General features: G+C 40.7%; 15 protein-coding genes and 1 tRNA gene. 15 read left to right on the forward strand and 1 reads right to left on the reverse strand.

The window, feature by feature from the left end:
* Positions 1-100: 100 nt before the first annotated feature.
* The 6 genes from AC1DSK_RS05745 (at position 101) to AC1DSK_RS05770 (ending at position 4,829) form a co-directional block, all read left to right on the forward strand.
* On the forward strand, positions 101-577 hold the full coding sequence (locus AC1DSK_RS05745) for an NUDIX hydrolase (RefSeq protein ID WP_477547756.1): 477 nt from the start codon (positions 101-103) through the stop codon (positions 575-577).
* Positions 574-1,461: an RNase adapter RapZ gene (gene rapZ, locus AC1DSK_RS05750; RefSeq protein WP_477547757.1), complete on the forward strand. Its 888-nt coding sequence runs from the start codon at positions 574-576 to the stop codon at positions 1,459-1,461. The genes AC1DSK_RS05745 and rapZ overlap by 4 nt, the downstream gene beginning before the upstream one ends.
* 4 nt (positions 1,462-1,465) lie before the next feature.
* Complete coding sequence (locus AC1DSK_RS05755; RefSeq protein ID WP_477547758.1) at positions 1,466-2,458, forward strand: gluconeogenesis factor YvcK family protein; 993 nt, start codon at positions 1,466-1,468, stop codon at positions 2,456-2,458.
* Positions 2,459-2,484: 26 nt separating this feature from the next.
* Positions 2,485-3,441: a DNA-binding protein WhiA gene (gene whiA / locus AC1DSK_RS05760; protein WP_477547759.1), complete on the forward strand. Its 957-nt coding sequence runs from the start codon at positions 2,485-2,487 to the stop codon at positions 3,439-3,441.
* Positions 3,442-3,515: 74 nt separating this feature from the next.
* Entirely contained in the window at positions 3,516-3,773 is a 258-nt protein-coding gene (locus AC1DSK_RS05765; RefSeq protein WP_477598101.1) for an HPr family phosphocarrier protein, read from the forward strand.
* A gap of 270 nt (positions 3,774-4,043) precedes the next feature.
* A complete protein-coding gene (locus AC1DSK_RS05770) occupies positions 4,044-4,829 on the forward strand; it encodes an N-acetylmuramoyl-L-alanine amidase family protein (RefSeq protein ID WP_477547761.1) in 786 nt (261 codons plus the stop codon).
* 180 nt (positions 4,830-5,009) lie between these two features.
* Here AC1DSK_RS05770 and AC1DSK_RS05775 read toward each other — a convergent pair.
* A tRNA-Arg gene (locus AC1DSK_RS05775) sits at positions 5,010-5,081 on the reverse strand.
* A 169-nt stretch (positions 5,082-5,250) separates the two neighbouring features.
* On the opposite strand from AC1DSK_RS05775, the gene clpP reads away from it, so the two are divergent.
* From clpP to secG, 9 genes are all read left to right on the forward strand, one after another.
* On the forward strand, positions 5,251-5,847 hold the full coding sequence (gene clpP, locus AC1DSK_RS05780; RefSeq protein ID WP_477547762.1) for an ATP-dependent Clp endopeptidase proteolytic subunit ClpP: 597 nt from the start codon (positions 5,251-5,253) through the stop codon (positions 5,845-5,847).
* A 501-nt stretch (positions 5,848-6,348) separates the two neighbouring features.
* Positions 6,349-6,582, forward strand: coding sequence for a glutaredoxin family protein (locus tag AC1DSK_RS05785; protein WP_016429082.1), 234 nt, complete (start codon positions 6,349-6,351; stop codon positions 6,580-6,582).
* Positions 6,583-6,696: 114 nt separating this feature from the next.
* A complete protein-coding gene (locus AC1DSK_RS05790; protein WP_477547763.1) occupies positions 6,697-7,734 on the forward strand; it encodes a sugar-binding transcriptional regulator in 1,038 nt (345 codons plus the stop codon).
* A gap of 12 nt (positions 7,735-7,746) precedes the next feature.
* On the forward strand, positions 7,747-8,754 hold the full coding sequence (gene gap / locus AC1DSK_RS05795; protein WP_477547764.1) for a type I glyceraldehyde-3-phosphate dehydrogenase: 1,008 nt from the start codon (positions 7,747-7,749) through the stop codon (positions 8,752-8,754).
* A gap of 124 nt (positions 8,755-8,878) precedes the next feature.
* Complete coding sequence (locus AC1DSK_RS05800) at positions 8,879-10,066, forward strand: phosphoglycerate kinase (protein ID WP_477547765.1); 1,188 nt, start codon at positions 8,879-8,881, stop codon at positions 10,064-10,066.
* A gap of 12 nt (positions 10,067-10,078) precedes the next feature.
* Positions 10,079-10,840 (forward strand): triose-phosphate isomerase, encoded by a 762-nt coding sequence (tpiA, locus tag AC1DSK_RS05805; protein ID WP_016429078.1) that lies wholly within the window; start codon positions 10,079-10,081, stop codon positions 10,838-10,840.
* Positions 10,833-12,377, forward strand: coding sequence for a 2,3-bisphosphoglycerate-independent phosphoglycerate mutase (gene gpmI / locus AC1DSK_RS05810; RefSeq protein WP_477547767.1), 1,545 nt, complete (start codon positions 10,833-10,835; stop codon positions 12,375-12,377). The genes tpiA and gpmI overlap by 8 nt, the downstream gene beginning before the upstream one ends.
* A 2-nt stretch (positions 12,378-12,379) precedes the next feature.
* The gene (eno, locus tag AC1DSK_RS05815; protein ID WP_016429076.1) at positions 12,380-13,675 is read left to right on the forward strand and encodes a phosphopyruvate hydratase; all 1,296 of its coding nucleotides are present in this window, start codon (positions 12,380-12,382) and stop codon (positions 13,673-13,675) included.
* Between the two features lie 342 nt (positions 13,676-14,017).
* Positions 14,018-14,245, forward strand: a complete 228-nt coding sequence (gene secG / locus AC1DSK_RS05820) for a preprotein translocase subunit SecG (protein WP_016429075.1) — start codon at positions 14,018-14,020, stop codon at positions 14,243-14,245.
* Positions 14,246-14,278: the final 33 nt, after the last annotated feature.

Consider the following 14,278-nt stretch of genomic DNA (forward strand, 5'->3'; position numbering starts at 1 on the left):
ACGAGCTTTCCGCTTTTCTTTTTTGCATACTTTTTGATATGCCATCCTTCAAAGTTGTATAATAGAATAAGTGAGTTTATTTGGATTTGGAGTGTCGAATGTGCAACGTATAGCAAATTTAATTGTTTTGAAAGATCAACAGGTTCTTTTATTGAAAAAACCACGTAGAAATTGGTATGTGGCACCTGGCGGGAAAATGGAAGCAGGCGAGTCCATTTACAGTGCGGCCATTCGTGAATTTCAAGAAGAAACCAACACCGTACCTGTCAAACCTCATTTAAAAGGCGTTTATACGATGATCGTACAAGATGAACAGCAGATCGAAAATGAGTGGATGCTCTTTACATTTGTGTCGCATGATTTAGAAGGTATTCCATTTGAAGTAACAAAAGAAGGAATTTTGGAGTGGCATCCTGTGGAAGCCTTGGCACATTTGCCAATGGCAGAAGGAGATCGTACGAACTTACAATTTGTTGTATCAGGACAAGGGGTTCAATACGGGACATTTGTTTACACCCATGATTTTGATTTGATTAAACAAGATATACAAGCGTCATATGAGGGAGAGAAGCAATGATGGAATCAAAACAAACTCAGGATTCGGAATTGGTCATCATTACCGGCATGTCTGGCGCAGGGAAAACAGTTGCCATTCAAAGTTTCGAAGATCTAGGGTTTTTCTGTATCGATAACTTGCCACCAGCTTTATTAATGACGTTTTTAAAATTAATGAAGGAATCAGGAAAAGACATGAATCGGATTGCTGCGGTAATGGATATGCGTGGCGGAGATTTATTCGATTCGTTGATTGGTGCTCTCGATGAAATGGCGAAAGGGAATTTATGTACACCAAAAATTTTATTCCTGGAAGCAGACGATGAAACTCTGGTCAGACGCTATAAAGAAACACGGCGTTCACATCCGCTCGCTCCTGAAGGCTTGCCTTTAGAGGGGATTGCAAAAGAACGTTTGTTGCTTTCTGAGCTGAAAGGAAGAGCTCAATTCATATACAACACCTCAACCCTGAAACCGAAAGATCTTCGTGAAAAAATACAAGAAGAGTTTTCTTCAATAGGAAGCTCTACATTTACTGTAAACGTCATGTCATTCGGTTTTAAACACGGCTTACCGATTGATGCGGATTTAGTATTTGATGTACGATTCTTGCCAAATCCTTATTATATAGAAGATTTGCGTCCGAAAACCGGCTTGGATTCTGATGTATCTGGTTATGTGTTGAAATGGCCGGAAACCCAAATATTAATTGAAAAACTGACTGATTTACTGACTTACATGATTCCTCAATATAAACGAGAAGGAAAACGCCAGCTCGTCATTGCATTTGGTTGTACCGGTGGGCAACACCGTTCCGTAACCCTTACGGAATACTATGCGAAATTGTTCCAACAAGATTATCAAACTGTAATTACGCATCGCGATATTAAACATAGAAAGGGCTGATGGAATGGCACGTTCCAAACGCCGGAAACGAATCGTCATAATCGGCGGGGGGACGGGTCTATCCACGTTGTTGCGAGGATTAAAGAAATTCCCGGTCGATATCACTGCAATTGTTACAGTTGCAGATGATGGAGGCAGCTCAGGCAGACTCCGCGACGATTACGATATTCCACCTCCGGGAGATATTCGAAAAGTAATGGCGGCATTATCAGATGTAGAGCCTTTAGTTGAAGAAATGTTCCAATATCGTTTCAGTCAATCTGATGATTTAGGTGGACATTCACTAGGTAATTTAATGTTAACGGCGTTGACAGATATAACTGGTGACTTTTCGCATGCAATTCGGGAAATGAGTCGCGTATTAAATGTACATGGTACTGTATTGCCAGCCGCGAATCAGACAATCACCCTTCATGCAGAACTGGACGATGGGACCATTGTTACGGGAGAATCAAAGATTCCTACATATAATCAACGCATTCATCGTGTCTTTCTGACACCCAATGATGTGGAACCGCTTCCAGATACGATTAAAGCAATTTGCAAAGCTGATTTACTCGTATTTGGACCAGGAAGTTTATATACTAGTATTTTGCCCAATTTATTGGTTCAAGGAATTCAAAAAGCAATACTCCAATCGAAGGCACCAAACGTATACATTTGCAACTTGATGACACAAGCTGGAGAGACATTGAACTATTCAGCGGCTGATCATGTCCGTGCATTGATGTTGCATATGGGTGCGCCATTTATTCAGACGATTTTGCTTAACACGGATGAAGTTCCATTATCCGTTCAAGAAATTTATGCACAAGAACAGTCCATGCCGGTGAGTTATGACGAATCAAGATTAAATCAATTAGGAATAACAGTGGTCAAAAAAGATATTGCGACCATCCAGGATGGAGCCATTCGTCATGACGCAACCAAAGTTGCTGAATGGCTGGTCCATTATGCGGAAGATAAGGAAAATGCAATCAAGCAATCATTTATCTAACTTTCGCTCGAAAGGGGGAAATATATATGTCATTTGCATCTGAAACAAAAAAAGAAATGACGCAGGCTGACATAACACCTTGTTGCGCGAAAGCAGAACTATCTGCACTCATCCGCATGAATGGTGCGCTTTCATTTGCGAACCGAAGTTTGAGTTTGGATGTACAAACCGAGAATGCAGCGATTGCCAGACGTTTATATACATTGATGAAAGAATTGTACCCGTACCAAGTAGAACTATTGGTACGAAAAAAGATGCGCTTGAAAAAAAACAATGTATATATTTGTCGGGTGCGAGATGGGGCAAAAGCATTGCTGGAAGATTTGAAAATCATTACAGAAGACTTTCAGTTCAATCATACAATTTCAGCTGAACTAGTTAAAAAGAATTGTTGCAAGCGGGCGTATTTGCGTGGTGCATTCCTGGCTGGTGGCTCAGTCAATAATCCGGAAACCTCTGCATACCATTTGGAAGTTTATTCGCTATATAAAGACCATAGTGATGCACTTGTTAGTTTAATGAATGGCTTTGGATTGAATGCTAAAACAATTGAACGTAAAAAAGGGTTTGTGACCTATTTAAAAGAAGCTGAAAAAATATCGGATTTTTTGAGTATTACCGGAGCTCATCACGCATTATTGAAATTTGAAGATGTCCGCATTGTCCGCGATATGCGAAATAGCGTAAATCGTCTCGTCAATTGTGAAACGGCCAATCTAAATAAAACAATTGGCGCATCCATACGACAAGTGGAAAATATTCGTTATATTGATAATGTCATGGGAATTGATCAATTACCTGAGAAACTGCGGGAAGTAGCAAGATTGCGTGTAGAGTACACAGATGTCACGCTTAAAGAGCTTGGCGAGATGGTTTCAACAGGTACAATCAGTAAATCTGGCATTAATCACCGATTACGTAAGCTTGATGAAATTGCTGATGGACTTCGCGGTGGAGTTGCGTTCGATAAAGTGAAAAGATAGTTGTGAGAATGACTCATTTCAGCTAACATAAAAAATAATACATGAACGGACAGAGATTAGGGGGGCATGAACTAATGACGGAAAATCAAGTACAAGTTGAATTGAAATCAGGATTACAGGCAAGACAGGCTGCTCTTTTTGTGCAAGAAGCAAATCSTTACCAAGCAGATGTATATCTGCAAAAAGAAGATAAAAAAGTAAATGCAAAAAGTATTATGGGCATAATGAGCCTAGCCATCAGTAAAGGATCATCAGTTACAATCAGTGCTGAAGGATCAGATGAAGAACAGGCGGTTGAAGGACTAATCGCCATGATTCAAAAAGTAGATTAAAATCATAAACCTTCGACGATCTGTCGAAGGTTTTTTTATGGACAAAATTCATCAAGTACACAATGTTTCACTTAATAAATATTGTTACTTTTCCATAAATCTAGTAAATTACTCAGTCCCAATAGATTTACGAGAATACTATGGGTTATAGCTACAATACTATTTAATATTAAATAACAGGGGCATAAAAGAAACGATGACTATTCATGGTTTTTTGGAATGTTGTTAAAAAATGGGATAAAAATCTTAATAGGAAAGGGGGAAATAGAGGTGATTAAAATAGCATGGTCTGCAGGACATGGATTGACTACTGCAGGGAAACGGTCGCCAAATGATGAAAAAGAATGGACATTCAATAGCAAAGTGGTTCTTTCAGGCATGGCACATCTGGATAAATATGAAGGTGTTCTACAAATGCGGGTCGACGATCCCAGCGGAAAAACGGATATACCCTTAGCGACTCGCACTGATATGGCAAATGCTTGGAAAGCTGATATGTACATCAGCTGCCACCATAATGCTCTTGGAGGGCAATGGGGAAATCATGGAGGAACCGAAACCTACGTAATGGAGCCGGCAAACAATAATCCTTCCTCACTCAAACTCGCCAATTCCATACATCCGAAAGTAGTGAAAGCGATGGGGTTAAGGGATCGCGGTGTGAAATCTGCCAACTTTCATGAATTGCGGGAGACAGTTATGCCAGCAGTACTAGTAGAAGGTGGTTTTATGGATAGTCTCACGGATATCGTAAAAATGCGTGACGACAACTATTTGAAAGCACACGGTGTAGCAATCGCTCAAGGTATCGCGGAGAGTTTCGGGCTGAAAATGAAAAAAGTTATAGATTCTTCAGGAAAGGAGGAAACGAAGTTTTTCAATACAGGTTCATTATCATTAAATAATGAATTTAAAAATATGTTGACCAAGGCACGTGAACAAGGCGTAATTGAATCCAATCATTGGGAGAAAAAGGCTGAGGAGGGAAGCTTGACAGAATCTGAAGCGATTGGATTAACTGCAATTGTGTTAAAACGGTTGCTGGATAAAATATAAAAAATTCACGTTTTTGAATGGGGAAAGATTTTTGTAATGGAAAGCCACTGATGCAAAAACGGTTGTTACTCGCAGATTTCCATTCTTTGTGGAAGTTAGTGATCCATTGTCTGAATGAATGAATATAAATAAAAAAACCGTCCCATACGTCTTCTAACGTTTGGGACGGTTTCCTTTTGACGCCCTCGGAGGGAATCGAACCCCCATCTCAAGAACCGGAATCTTACGTGTTATCCATTGCACCACGAGGGCAAGCGACTTACCTATTATACAAATAGTAGGCAAACAATTCAACTGTACTTTTTTATGCATAATATTTGACCTTCCTTGACCAACTTGTATATTATAAAGGAACAACCGAGTACAATAGATGATACTCGGGATGTACGAAAATTATTAAAAGCTTGAAGGGGGCATTTCCATGAATTTAATTCCTACAGTTATTGAACAAACAAGCCGCGGAGAGCGCGCTTATGACATCTACTCACGTTTATTAAAAGACCGAGTGATTATGCTTGGAAGCGGCATTGATGATAATGTTGCAAACTCCATCGTGGCACAATTACTTTTCCTAGAAGCTGAAGATCCAGAAAAAGATATTTCTATTTACATCAACAGCCCAGGTGGAAGTATCACGGCGGGTATGGCGATTTTTGACACAATGCACTTCATCAAACCGGACGTGCAAACAATTTGTATCGGGATGGCAGCTTCAATGGGTGCATTCTTGCTTGCGGCTGGAACAAAAGGTAAACGATATGCTTTACCGAATGCTGAAGTCATGATTCACCAACCACTTGGTGGAGCACAAGGGCAAGCGACTGAAATTGAAATCGCTGCAAAACGTATTTTATTCTTGCGTGAAAAATTAAACGGTATCTTGTCAGAACGTACAGGTCAACCGATTGATGTCATCGCAAAAGATACGGACCGCGATAACTTCATGACAGCTGAGCGTGCGAAAGAATATGGTCTTGTTGATCACATTATTTCTCGCAGTGAATTGAAAAAAGCATAATAACCAAAGCTACAGTGACTATTATAGTCATTGTAGCTTTTTTGTTTTTGGCATGTTTAAGGATGCTATAACGAAAGAGTGAATTTCCAGGGCCACGCAGGAAACGAATAGTGCAAATGAAGTTTGCACTATTCGTTTGCGACGAAGCTAGAGAAGCGATGCAACGCACTTTCATGTTTCGAAGCTAGCAGAGCGATGCAACGAACCTCCATGTTTCGAAGCTAGAGAAGCGATGCAGAAACAGAAACAGGAGCACCGGTTTTTCTAGAGTCGAGGAGACTAAAGCCGTGCCCGCGAAACGCGTCCGCCGAAATCAACATTTTTTCTTGCATACGCTCAATAGTATACAGTTATATTCTCTTTTTTATTGTTTGTCTACAGTCTGCAACAAGTGGCTCATGGTAGCCACTTGTTTTTTTATGAATTTATGACGTGCAATTGTGAAAAATAGAGTACAATTTTGGATATCAAGATGTTAAAGACGTGAAAGGAAGATGGATAATGAACGTACAATTTTATTCTCGTCCGAACTGTACTTTGTGTGAAGACGCACGAATGATGCTGCAACTTGTAAAAGAAGATGTTGAATTACATATAGAAGAAATCAATATTGAAGACAATGATGACATCCATGAAAAGTACTTACTCCGCATTCCAGTAATCGAAAGCAACGGAGTGGTCATTCAGGAAGGACGGATTGATTATCCTACGTTATTAGAGGCGTTTACATCGTAAACGTCTTTTTTATTTGCTCTTTTTTTAGAAAAGGGGTATATTATTATTAAGGTGGGACATAAAATAATGTAGTGGGACAAAAAACGTCCAACCACTTTTCAGAAGGAGAATGCAATGAATCTATTACTTGGAGCACAACAAAAATTGTTACCGGAAATGACTACGCTTCTCCAAAAAAGATATCGTTTATTGATGACCATCCAATTAACTGCTGGAATTGGTCGCAGAGCCCTCAGTGAAATCGTTCATTCAACCGAACGGGAGACAAGAAGAGAGCTTGACATTTTACGGGCACAAGGATTAATACATGTGCTTGCAAATGGAATGGAAATTACGCATGAAGGTAAAGATGTTTTAGATAGCTTGAAAAATTTAGTTCACGAATGGTCTGGATTAAGTGAACTGGAAAAACAACTTGAGAAGAGTTTCAAGTTAAGTCGCGTAATCATCGTGCCTGGAGATAGCGAAAAAGAAAGTCAAGCGAAGTCATTGATTGGTCAGGAAGCTGCAAAGCAACTGGAGCAATTATCAAAAGAGCTTGATATTGTAGCTGTAACGGGTGGAAGTACGATTGCTGCCATTACAAATCACTTGTCGGTGCACATCAAACCAAAGAATCTAGTGTTTGTGGCAGCGCGGGGAGGAATCGGGGAAAATGTGGAACTGCAAGCGAATCATATTGCATCTGCATTTGCCGCACAAGCTAGTGGTACTTCCAGAACACTATACTTACCTGATCATTTAAGTGAAGCTGCATATAAGACCATGATAAAAGAGCCTGTCATTAAGGAAATGATGGACTTATATGATCACACGAACATTGTCATTCATGGTATCGGTGATGCAAAAGAAATGGCAAAACGACGCAACTCAAGCCTTGAGGAACTGGATATCATTTCAGGGAAACAGGCTGTGGGAGAAGCGTTTGGATACTATTTCAATGAGCAAGGCAAAGCAGTCCATCGGATTCGGACAGTTGGAATACAATTAAAACAACTGAATCAAGTGAAGCATTTACTAGCAGTAGCTGGTGGAGCATCAAAAGCTTCTGCCATGCTTTCATATTTAAAGCATGCACCCAATCAGACCGTATTGATTACGGATGAAGGTGCAGCGAAGAAATTAACTCAACTTATGAGTAATGAAAATTAGGAGGAACTATAAATGACTTTAAAATTAGCGATTAACGGATTTGGACGTATTGGGCGAGTAGTATTCCGCGAGGCATTACAACGTGACGGAGTGGAAGTAGTAGCAATTAACGACTTAACTGATGCTGCGATGTTAGCTCATTTACTGAAATACGATTCAATTCACGGCGTTTTTGATGCTGATATTTCTTCTGAAGGTGAATACTTAATCGTCAATGGTAAACAAGTACGTGTGTATGCAGAAAAAGACCCATCGGTATTGCCTTGGAAAGACCTTGAAATCGATATCGTAGTCGAATCAACAGGAATCTTCCGTGATGAAAAAACTGCAGGCAAACATATCGAAGCGGGTGCGAAAAAAGTTATCGTTTCTTCTCCTGGTAAAGGAAGTATGCCGACATTCGTTATGGGAGTTAACCATGAGTCTTATAACGCAGATTCGGATAATGTTGTATCAAATGCTTCATGTACTACAAACAGTTTGGCACCAGTGGCAAAAGTACTTCATGAAAGCTTTGGTATCAAACGTGGGATGATGACAACAATTCATTCTTATACTAATGATCAACGTATTTTAGATTTACCACATGAAGACTACCGTCGCGCACGTGCAGCTGCTGAATCAATGATTCCAACATCTACAGGCGCTGCAGCTGCAGTTTCACTAGTTCTTCCTGAATTAAAAGGCAAATTAGATGGTATGGCTGTTCGCGTACCAACACCCAATGTATCACTTGTTGATTTAGTAGTTGAGCTTGAAAAAGATGTAACGACTGAAGAAGTAAACTCTGCACTTAAAACTGCTTCTGATAATGAACTAAAAGGTTACTTAGAATATAACGAGTTACCATTAGTATCTCGTGACTATAACGGTAACGCTGCTTCATCAACTGTTGATGGATTGTCTACAATGGTTCTTGAGAAAAACATGGTAAAAGTATTGTCTTGGTATGATAACGAAACAGGCTACTCTACTCGTTGTATCGACCTTGCATTACACATGGCTAGCAAAGGTTTATAAGACGTTTAAGTTCTTGAGCTATAGTAGCGAATATTGTCATTAACCTCTATAATAAAGTAGGGTAAAAGGAACGGAGGTACCCTCCGTTCCTTATTTTTTTAATTTTTGGAGGAGGAGATTCTTCATGAAACAAAAACAGACAATGCAACAGCTCGATTTAGCAGGAAAACGCGTATTTTGCCGGGTGGATTTCAACGTCCCGATGGAAGATGGCAAAATTACTGATGATACACGCATACGTGCAGCACTTCCAACGATTCAACAATTGATGGAAAAGGGTGCGAAAGTAATTTTGGCGAGCCATATGGGCCGTCCAAAAGGAGAAGTCACTGAAGAGTTACGCTTGACTGAAGTCGGTAAACATTTAAGTGAGCTATTACATAAACCTGTTCAAAAACTGGACGAGTCAGTCGGCGCGTCGGTTGAAGAAGCAATTGCCGGAATGGAAGACGGAGACATTGTATTGCTTGAAAATGTCCGTTTCCATAAGGGTGAAGAAAAAAATGACCAACAATTGGCTGAGCAATTCGCGAAGCTCGCAGATGTGTTTGTAAACGATGCTTTTGGAGCTGCGCACCGCGCTCATGCTTCAACAGAAGGTATTGCTAAGCACCTTCCAGCAGTTTCTGGTTTGTTGATGGAAAAAGAATTGGATGTACTAGGCAAAGCATTATCAGAACCCGACCGACCATTTACAGCGATTATTGGTGGAGCAAAAGTAAAAGACAAAATCGGTGTAATTGATCATTTATTGGATAAAGTGGACAACCTTATTATCGGTGGAGGCTTATCTTATACATTTTCTAAAGCACAAGGCAATGATATTGGGAAATCTTTGCTTGAAGAAGACAAAATTGATTTAGCCAAATCATTTATCGATAAAGCGAAAGAAAAAGGCGTGAATTTATTCTTGCCGATAGACGTTGTCGTAGCAAATGAATTTTCAAAAGATGCCGAAACAAAAGTTGTCGCAATCGATTCGATTCCTTCTGATTGGATGGGTCTTGATATCGGGCCAAAAACAACAGCTCAATATGCGGATGTAATTGCCAATTCGAAACTGATTATTTGGAATGGACCAATGGGCGTATTTGAAATGGCACCATTTGCGGAAGGCACGAAAGGTGTTGCAAATGCTATGGCCGAAACACAGGGTTATACAGTAATCGGCGGAGGCGATTCAGCCGCAGCTGTTGAAAAATTCGATGTTGCAGAAAAAATGGATCACATTTCGACTGGTGGCGGAGCTTCATTAGAGTTCATGGAAGGTAAAGACTTACCTGGAGTCATAGCTCTGAACGATCAAAACTAAGGAGGAATTCGTATGAGAAAACCCATTATTGCTGGCAACTGGAAAATGTATAAAACGTTATCTGAAGCAAAACAATTTGCAGAAGAAGTAAAAGGGTTGGCTCCGGATTCTGTGAAAGTGGATACGGTTATTTGTGCACCTGCCCTTTTTCTGGAGTCATTGAAACAAATCGTATCGGATTCTAACGTACATGTAGGCGCACAGACGATGCACTTTGAAACAGAAGGCGCTTTTACAGGAGAAGTCAGTCCTGTCCAATTAGCGGATTTAGGTGTTGACTATGTTATTTTAGGACATTCAGAACGCCGTGAATACTTCAACGAAACAGACGAAGCGGTGAATAAGAAAGCACATGCAGCTTTTGCCCATTCTTTAACGCCAATTATTTGTGTAGGTGAAACACTCGAAGAGCGTGAAGCTGGAAACACCACATCTAAGGTTGAAGGCCAAGTAGAGAAAGCGCTTGCAGATTTAACTGAAGAACAAGTGAAACAGTCCGTCATCGCGTATGAGCCAATCTGGGCAATTGGTACTGGCAAAACTGCGACATCTGAAAACGCAAATGAAGTATGTGGCGCCATCCGTGCGAAAGTGGAGTCATTATACGGACAATCGGTAGCTGAAGCTCTTCGCATCCAGTACGGTGGCTCTGTAAAACCTGAAAATATTGATGAATTGTTAAGAATGGAGCATATTGATGGAGCTCTAGTAGGTGGGGCAAGCTTACAGCCTTCTTCTTTCCTGAAATTGTTGGAGGCTGGTGCCAATGTCTAAATCACCAGTTGCCTTGATTATTCTTGACGGTTTTGCACTGCGTAATGAAGTTTTTGGCAATGCAGTGGCACAAGCGAAAAAGCCAAATTTCGATCGCTATTGGAATCAATATCCCCATGCATCATTGATTGCGGCGGGAAATTCAGTGGGACTTCCTGAAGGGCAAATGGGCAATTCAGAAGTTGGGCATCTAAATATTGGAGCAGGACGGATTGTTTATCAAAACTTGACCCGTATCCATAAATCGATTTCCGATGGAGATTTCTATGACAACGCTGCATTTTTAGAAGCCATTGAACACGTTAAAGCACATGGCTCAAAATTACATTTGATGGGCTTATTATCGGATGGAGGCGTCCATTCACATTATGAACATTTGTTTGCTCTGTTAGTGGTGGCGAAGAATAATGGACTGGATGAAGTTTTTGTACATGGATTCCTCGATGGTCGAGATGTCGGACCTACAACAGCCATCAGCTATATTGAAAAAACCGAGCGTCAAATGGCGGAAATCGGAATCGGTAAGTTCGCAACCATAAGTGGACGTTATTTTGCAATGGACCGCGATCGTCGCTGGGAGAGAGTAGAGAAAACATATCGTGCGCTAGTCGATGGTGTAGGTGAAACAGCTGCGTCAGCTGTGGCGGGAGTAAAGGCTTCCTACGACAGTAACGTAGTGGATGAGTTTGTATTGCCGACTGTTATTGAAGATCATGGACAACCAGTTGCAACGATCGATTCACAGGACGCGGTCATTTTCTTCAATTTCAGACCTGACCGTGCAATTCAATTATCGTCTGTTTTTACCAATCCAAGATGTGAAACAACATTTCCTTTAAGCGTGAAGCATCCAACAGATTTGAAGTTTGTGACTTTTACTGCTTACAGTGATGAAGTTGTGGCTACAGTTGCTTACGAAAGTGATAACTTACTGAACACGGTTGGAGAAGTTCTATCAGCAAATGGAAAAACACAATTACGCATTGCTGAAACAGAAAAATATCCACATGTAACTTTCTTTATGAGTGGCGGACGGGAAGAACAGTTCCCTGGAGAAGAACGAATTCTCATCAATTCACCGAAAGTGGCGACATACGATTTACAACCAGAAATGAGCGCTTATGAAGTGACGGATGCATTATTGCAGGCCATTGACTCCGATCGTTTTGATGGAATCATACTAAACTTTGCCAATCCGGATATGGTGGGGCATAGTGGCATGCTCGAACCGACGATTCGTGCAATCGAAGTGGTTGACGAATGTTTAGGTCGAATTGTGGATGCCTTGCTAGCTAAAGGTGGAGCGGCCATTATCACAGCAGATCATGGAAATTCTGACGAAGTCTTAACGGTCGAAGGAACACCGATGACTGCACACACGACAAATCCGGTGCCGGTCATCGTCACGAAATCAGGCGTTGCATTACGAGAAGATGGCATTTTAGCCGATTTGGCGCCAACCATGTTACACTTATTAGGAATTAATCAACCACCTGAAATGACAGGTGAAACATTAGTGAAAGCTGAGGAGATTTAAACATGCCAATTATTACACAAGTACAAGCTCGCGAAGTATTGGATTCACGTGGTAATCCCACAATCGAAGTAGAAGTATTCACGGAAAGCGGCGCATTCGGCCGTGCAATCGTTCCTTCTGGTGCTTCCACTGGTGAACATGAAGCCGTTGAACTTCGTGATGGCGACAAAGGTCGCTACCTTGGTAAAGGTGTGTTAAAAGCTGTTGAAAACGTTAACGATATCATTGCAGCTGAAATCGAAGAGAACTTCTCTGTTTTGGATCAAGTATCGATCGATCAGGCGATGATTGAATTAGATGGTACTGACAATAAAGGGAAACTTGGCGCTAACGCAATTCTTGGTGTATCTATTGCTGCTGCTCATGCTGCTGCAGACTACTTGGATATTCCACTTTATCAATACTTGGGTGGATTCAACGCGAAGCAACTTCCAGTTCCGATGATGAACATCCTTAACGGTGGAGCACACGCAGATAACAATGTTGATATCCAGGAATTCATGGTTATGCCTGTTGGAGCAGAATCTTTCCGTCATGCACTACGTATGGGTGCTGAAATTTTCCATAGCCTGAAATCCGTGCTACATGAAAAAGGATTGAACACTGCAGTTGGTGATGAAGGTGGATTTGCACCGAACTTAGCTTCTAATGAAGAAGCTCTTACAACAATCTTGACTGCTATTGAAAAAGCAGGTTACAAACCTGGTGAAGAAGTCTTGCTTGCAATGGACGTAGCTTCTTCTGAGTTCTTTAATAAAGAAGACGGTAAATACCACTTAGCTGGCGAAGGCATCGTGAAAACATCTGAGGAGATGGTTGCTTGGTATGAAGAGCTTTGCAACAAGTACCCAATCGTTTCAATCGAAGATGGTTTGGACGAAAACGACTGGGCTGGTCATAAATTATTGACTGAGCGTTTGGGCGACCGCGTTCAATTAGTAGGAGACGACTTGTTTGTAACGAACACAACGAAACTTTCACGAGGAATCGAAGAAGGCGTTGGTAACTCGATCTTAATCAAAGTTAACCAAATCGGTACATTGACTGAAACATTCGATGCAATCGAAATGGCGAAACGCGCTGGCTATACTACTGTTATTTCACATCGTTCAGGTGAATCTGAAGATGCAACGATTGCTGATATCGCTGTAGCAACAAATGCAGGCCAAATCAAAACGGGTGCACCATCACGTTCTGACCGTGTTGCAAAATACAACCAATTGCTTCGTATTGAAGATCAATTGTATGACACTGCAAAATATCTAGGACTAAAAACGTTTTATAACTTGAAAAAATAATTGGAAAGCCGCACATCTTTTAGGTGTGCGGCTTTTTTTTATTTGGCTATTTTATAAAAATAGGTGTTTATCGTACATTTGCGCTTGCGATTTTCTTTCTCTGTCTAACTTAAAGCGCCATTCTGGAAGTAGATTCAGTCCATTATGTGATAGGTTATTTTTCGAATCTCTCCAGCAAACTATGGAGTCAAACTATTTAAGTGCTATTTTTCTGCAAGATTCTATCATATTATCTAATAATCTGACAGAATTCTTATTCTATTTCTCTTAACATATTGTGCTTATCTCTATTATTTGGTAAAATAGTTATTGTTGTGATGTTTCTGATCGGAGGTGGAACAAATGCATGCGTTTTTACTGACTTTACTCGTCATCGTTTCGCTAGCATTAATCGTTGTTGTGTTGTTACAATCAGGGAAAAGTGCAGGTTTATCAGGTGCCATCTCTGGCGGAGCTGAGCAACTTTTCGGTAAGCAAAAAGCAAGAGGTATTGATCTTGTCTTGCACCGTGTAACGATTGTATTAGCAGTATTATTTTTTATTTTGGCAATTGCCGTAACAAAATTATAATCAACACATACGAACCGCCTGACCGACTGAACT

The sequence above is a fragment of the Paenisporosarcina sp. P4_B8 genome (assembly GCF_056402175.1).

Coding starts and splice junctions, on each gene's coding strand:
- AC1DSK_RS05785 (WP_016429082.1), top strand. CDS start 6,349: ATGAACGTACAATTTTATTCTCGTCCGAACTGTACTTTGTGTGAAGAC.
- AC1DSK_RS05755 (WP_477547758.1), top strand. CDS start 1,466: ATGGCACGTTCCAAACGCCGGAAACGAATCGTCATAATCGGCGGGGGG.
- AC1DSK_RS05790 (WP_477547763.1), top strand. CDS start 6,697: ATGAATCTATTACTTGGAGCACAACAAAAATTGTTACCGGAAATGACT.
- tpiA (WP_016429078.1), top strand. CDS start 10,079: ATGAGAAAACCCATTATTGCTGGCAACTGGAAAATGTATAAAACGTTA.
- AC1DSK_RS05800 (WP_477547765.1), top strand. CDS start 8,879: ATGAAACAAAAACAGACAATGCAACAGCTCGATTTAGCAGGAAAACGC.
- rapZ (WP_477547757.1), top strand. CDS start 574: ATGATGGAATCAAAACAAACTCAGGATTCGGAATTGGTCATCATTACC.
- gap (WP_477547764.1), top strand. CDS start 7,747: ATGACTTTAAAATTAGCGATTAACGGATTTGGACGTATTGGGCGAGTA.
- clpP (WP_477547762.1), top strand. CDS start 5,251: ATGAATTTAATTCCTACAGTTATTGAACAAACAAGCCGCGGAGAGCGC.
- secG (WP_016429075.1), top strand. CDS start 14,018: ATGCATGCGTTTTTACTGACTTTACTCGTCATCGTTTCGCTAGCATTA.
- whiA (WP_477547759.1), top strand. CDS start 2,485: ATGTCATTTGCATCTGAAACAAAAAAAGAAATGACGCAGGCTGACATA.
- gpmI (WP_477547767.1), top strand. CDS start 10,833: ATGTCTAAATCACCAGTTGCCTTGATTATTCTTGACGGTTTTGCACTG.
- eno (WP_016429076.1), top strand. CDS start 12,380: ATGCCAATTATTACACAAGTACAAGCTCGCGAAGTATTGGATTCACGT.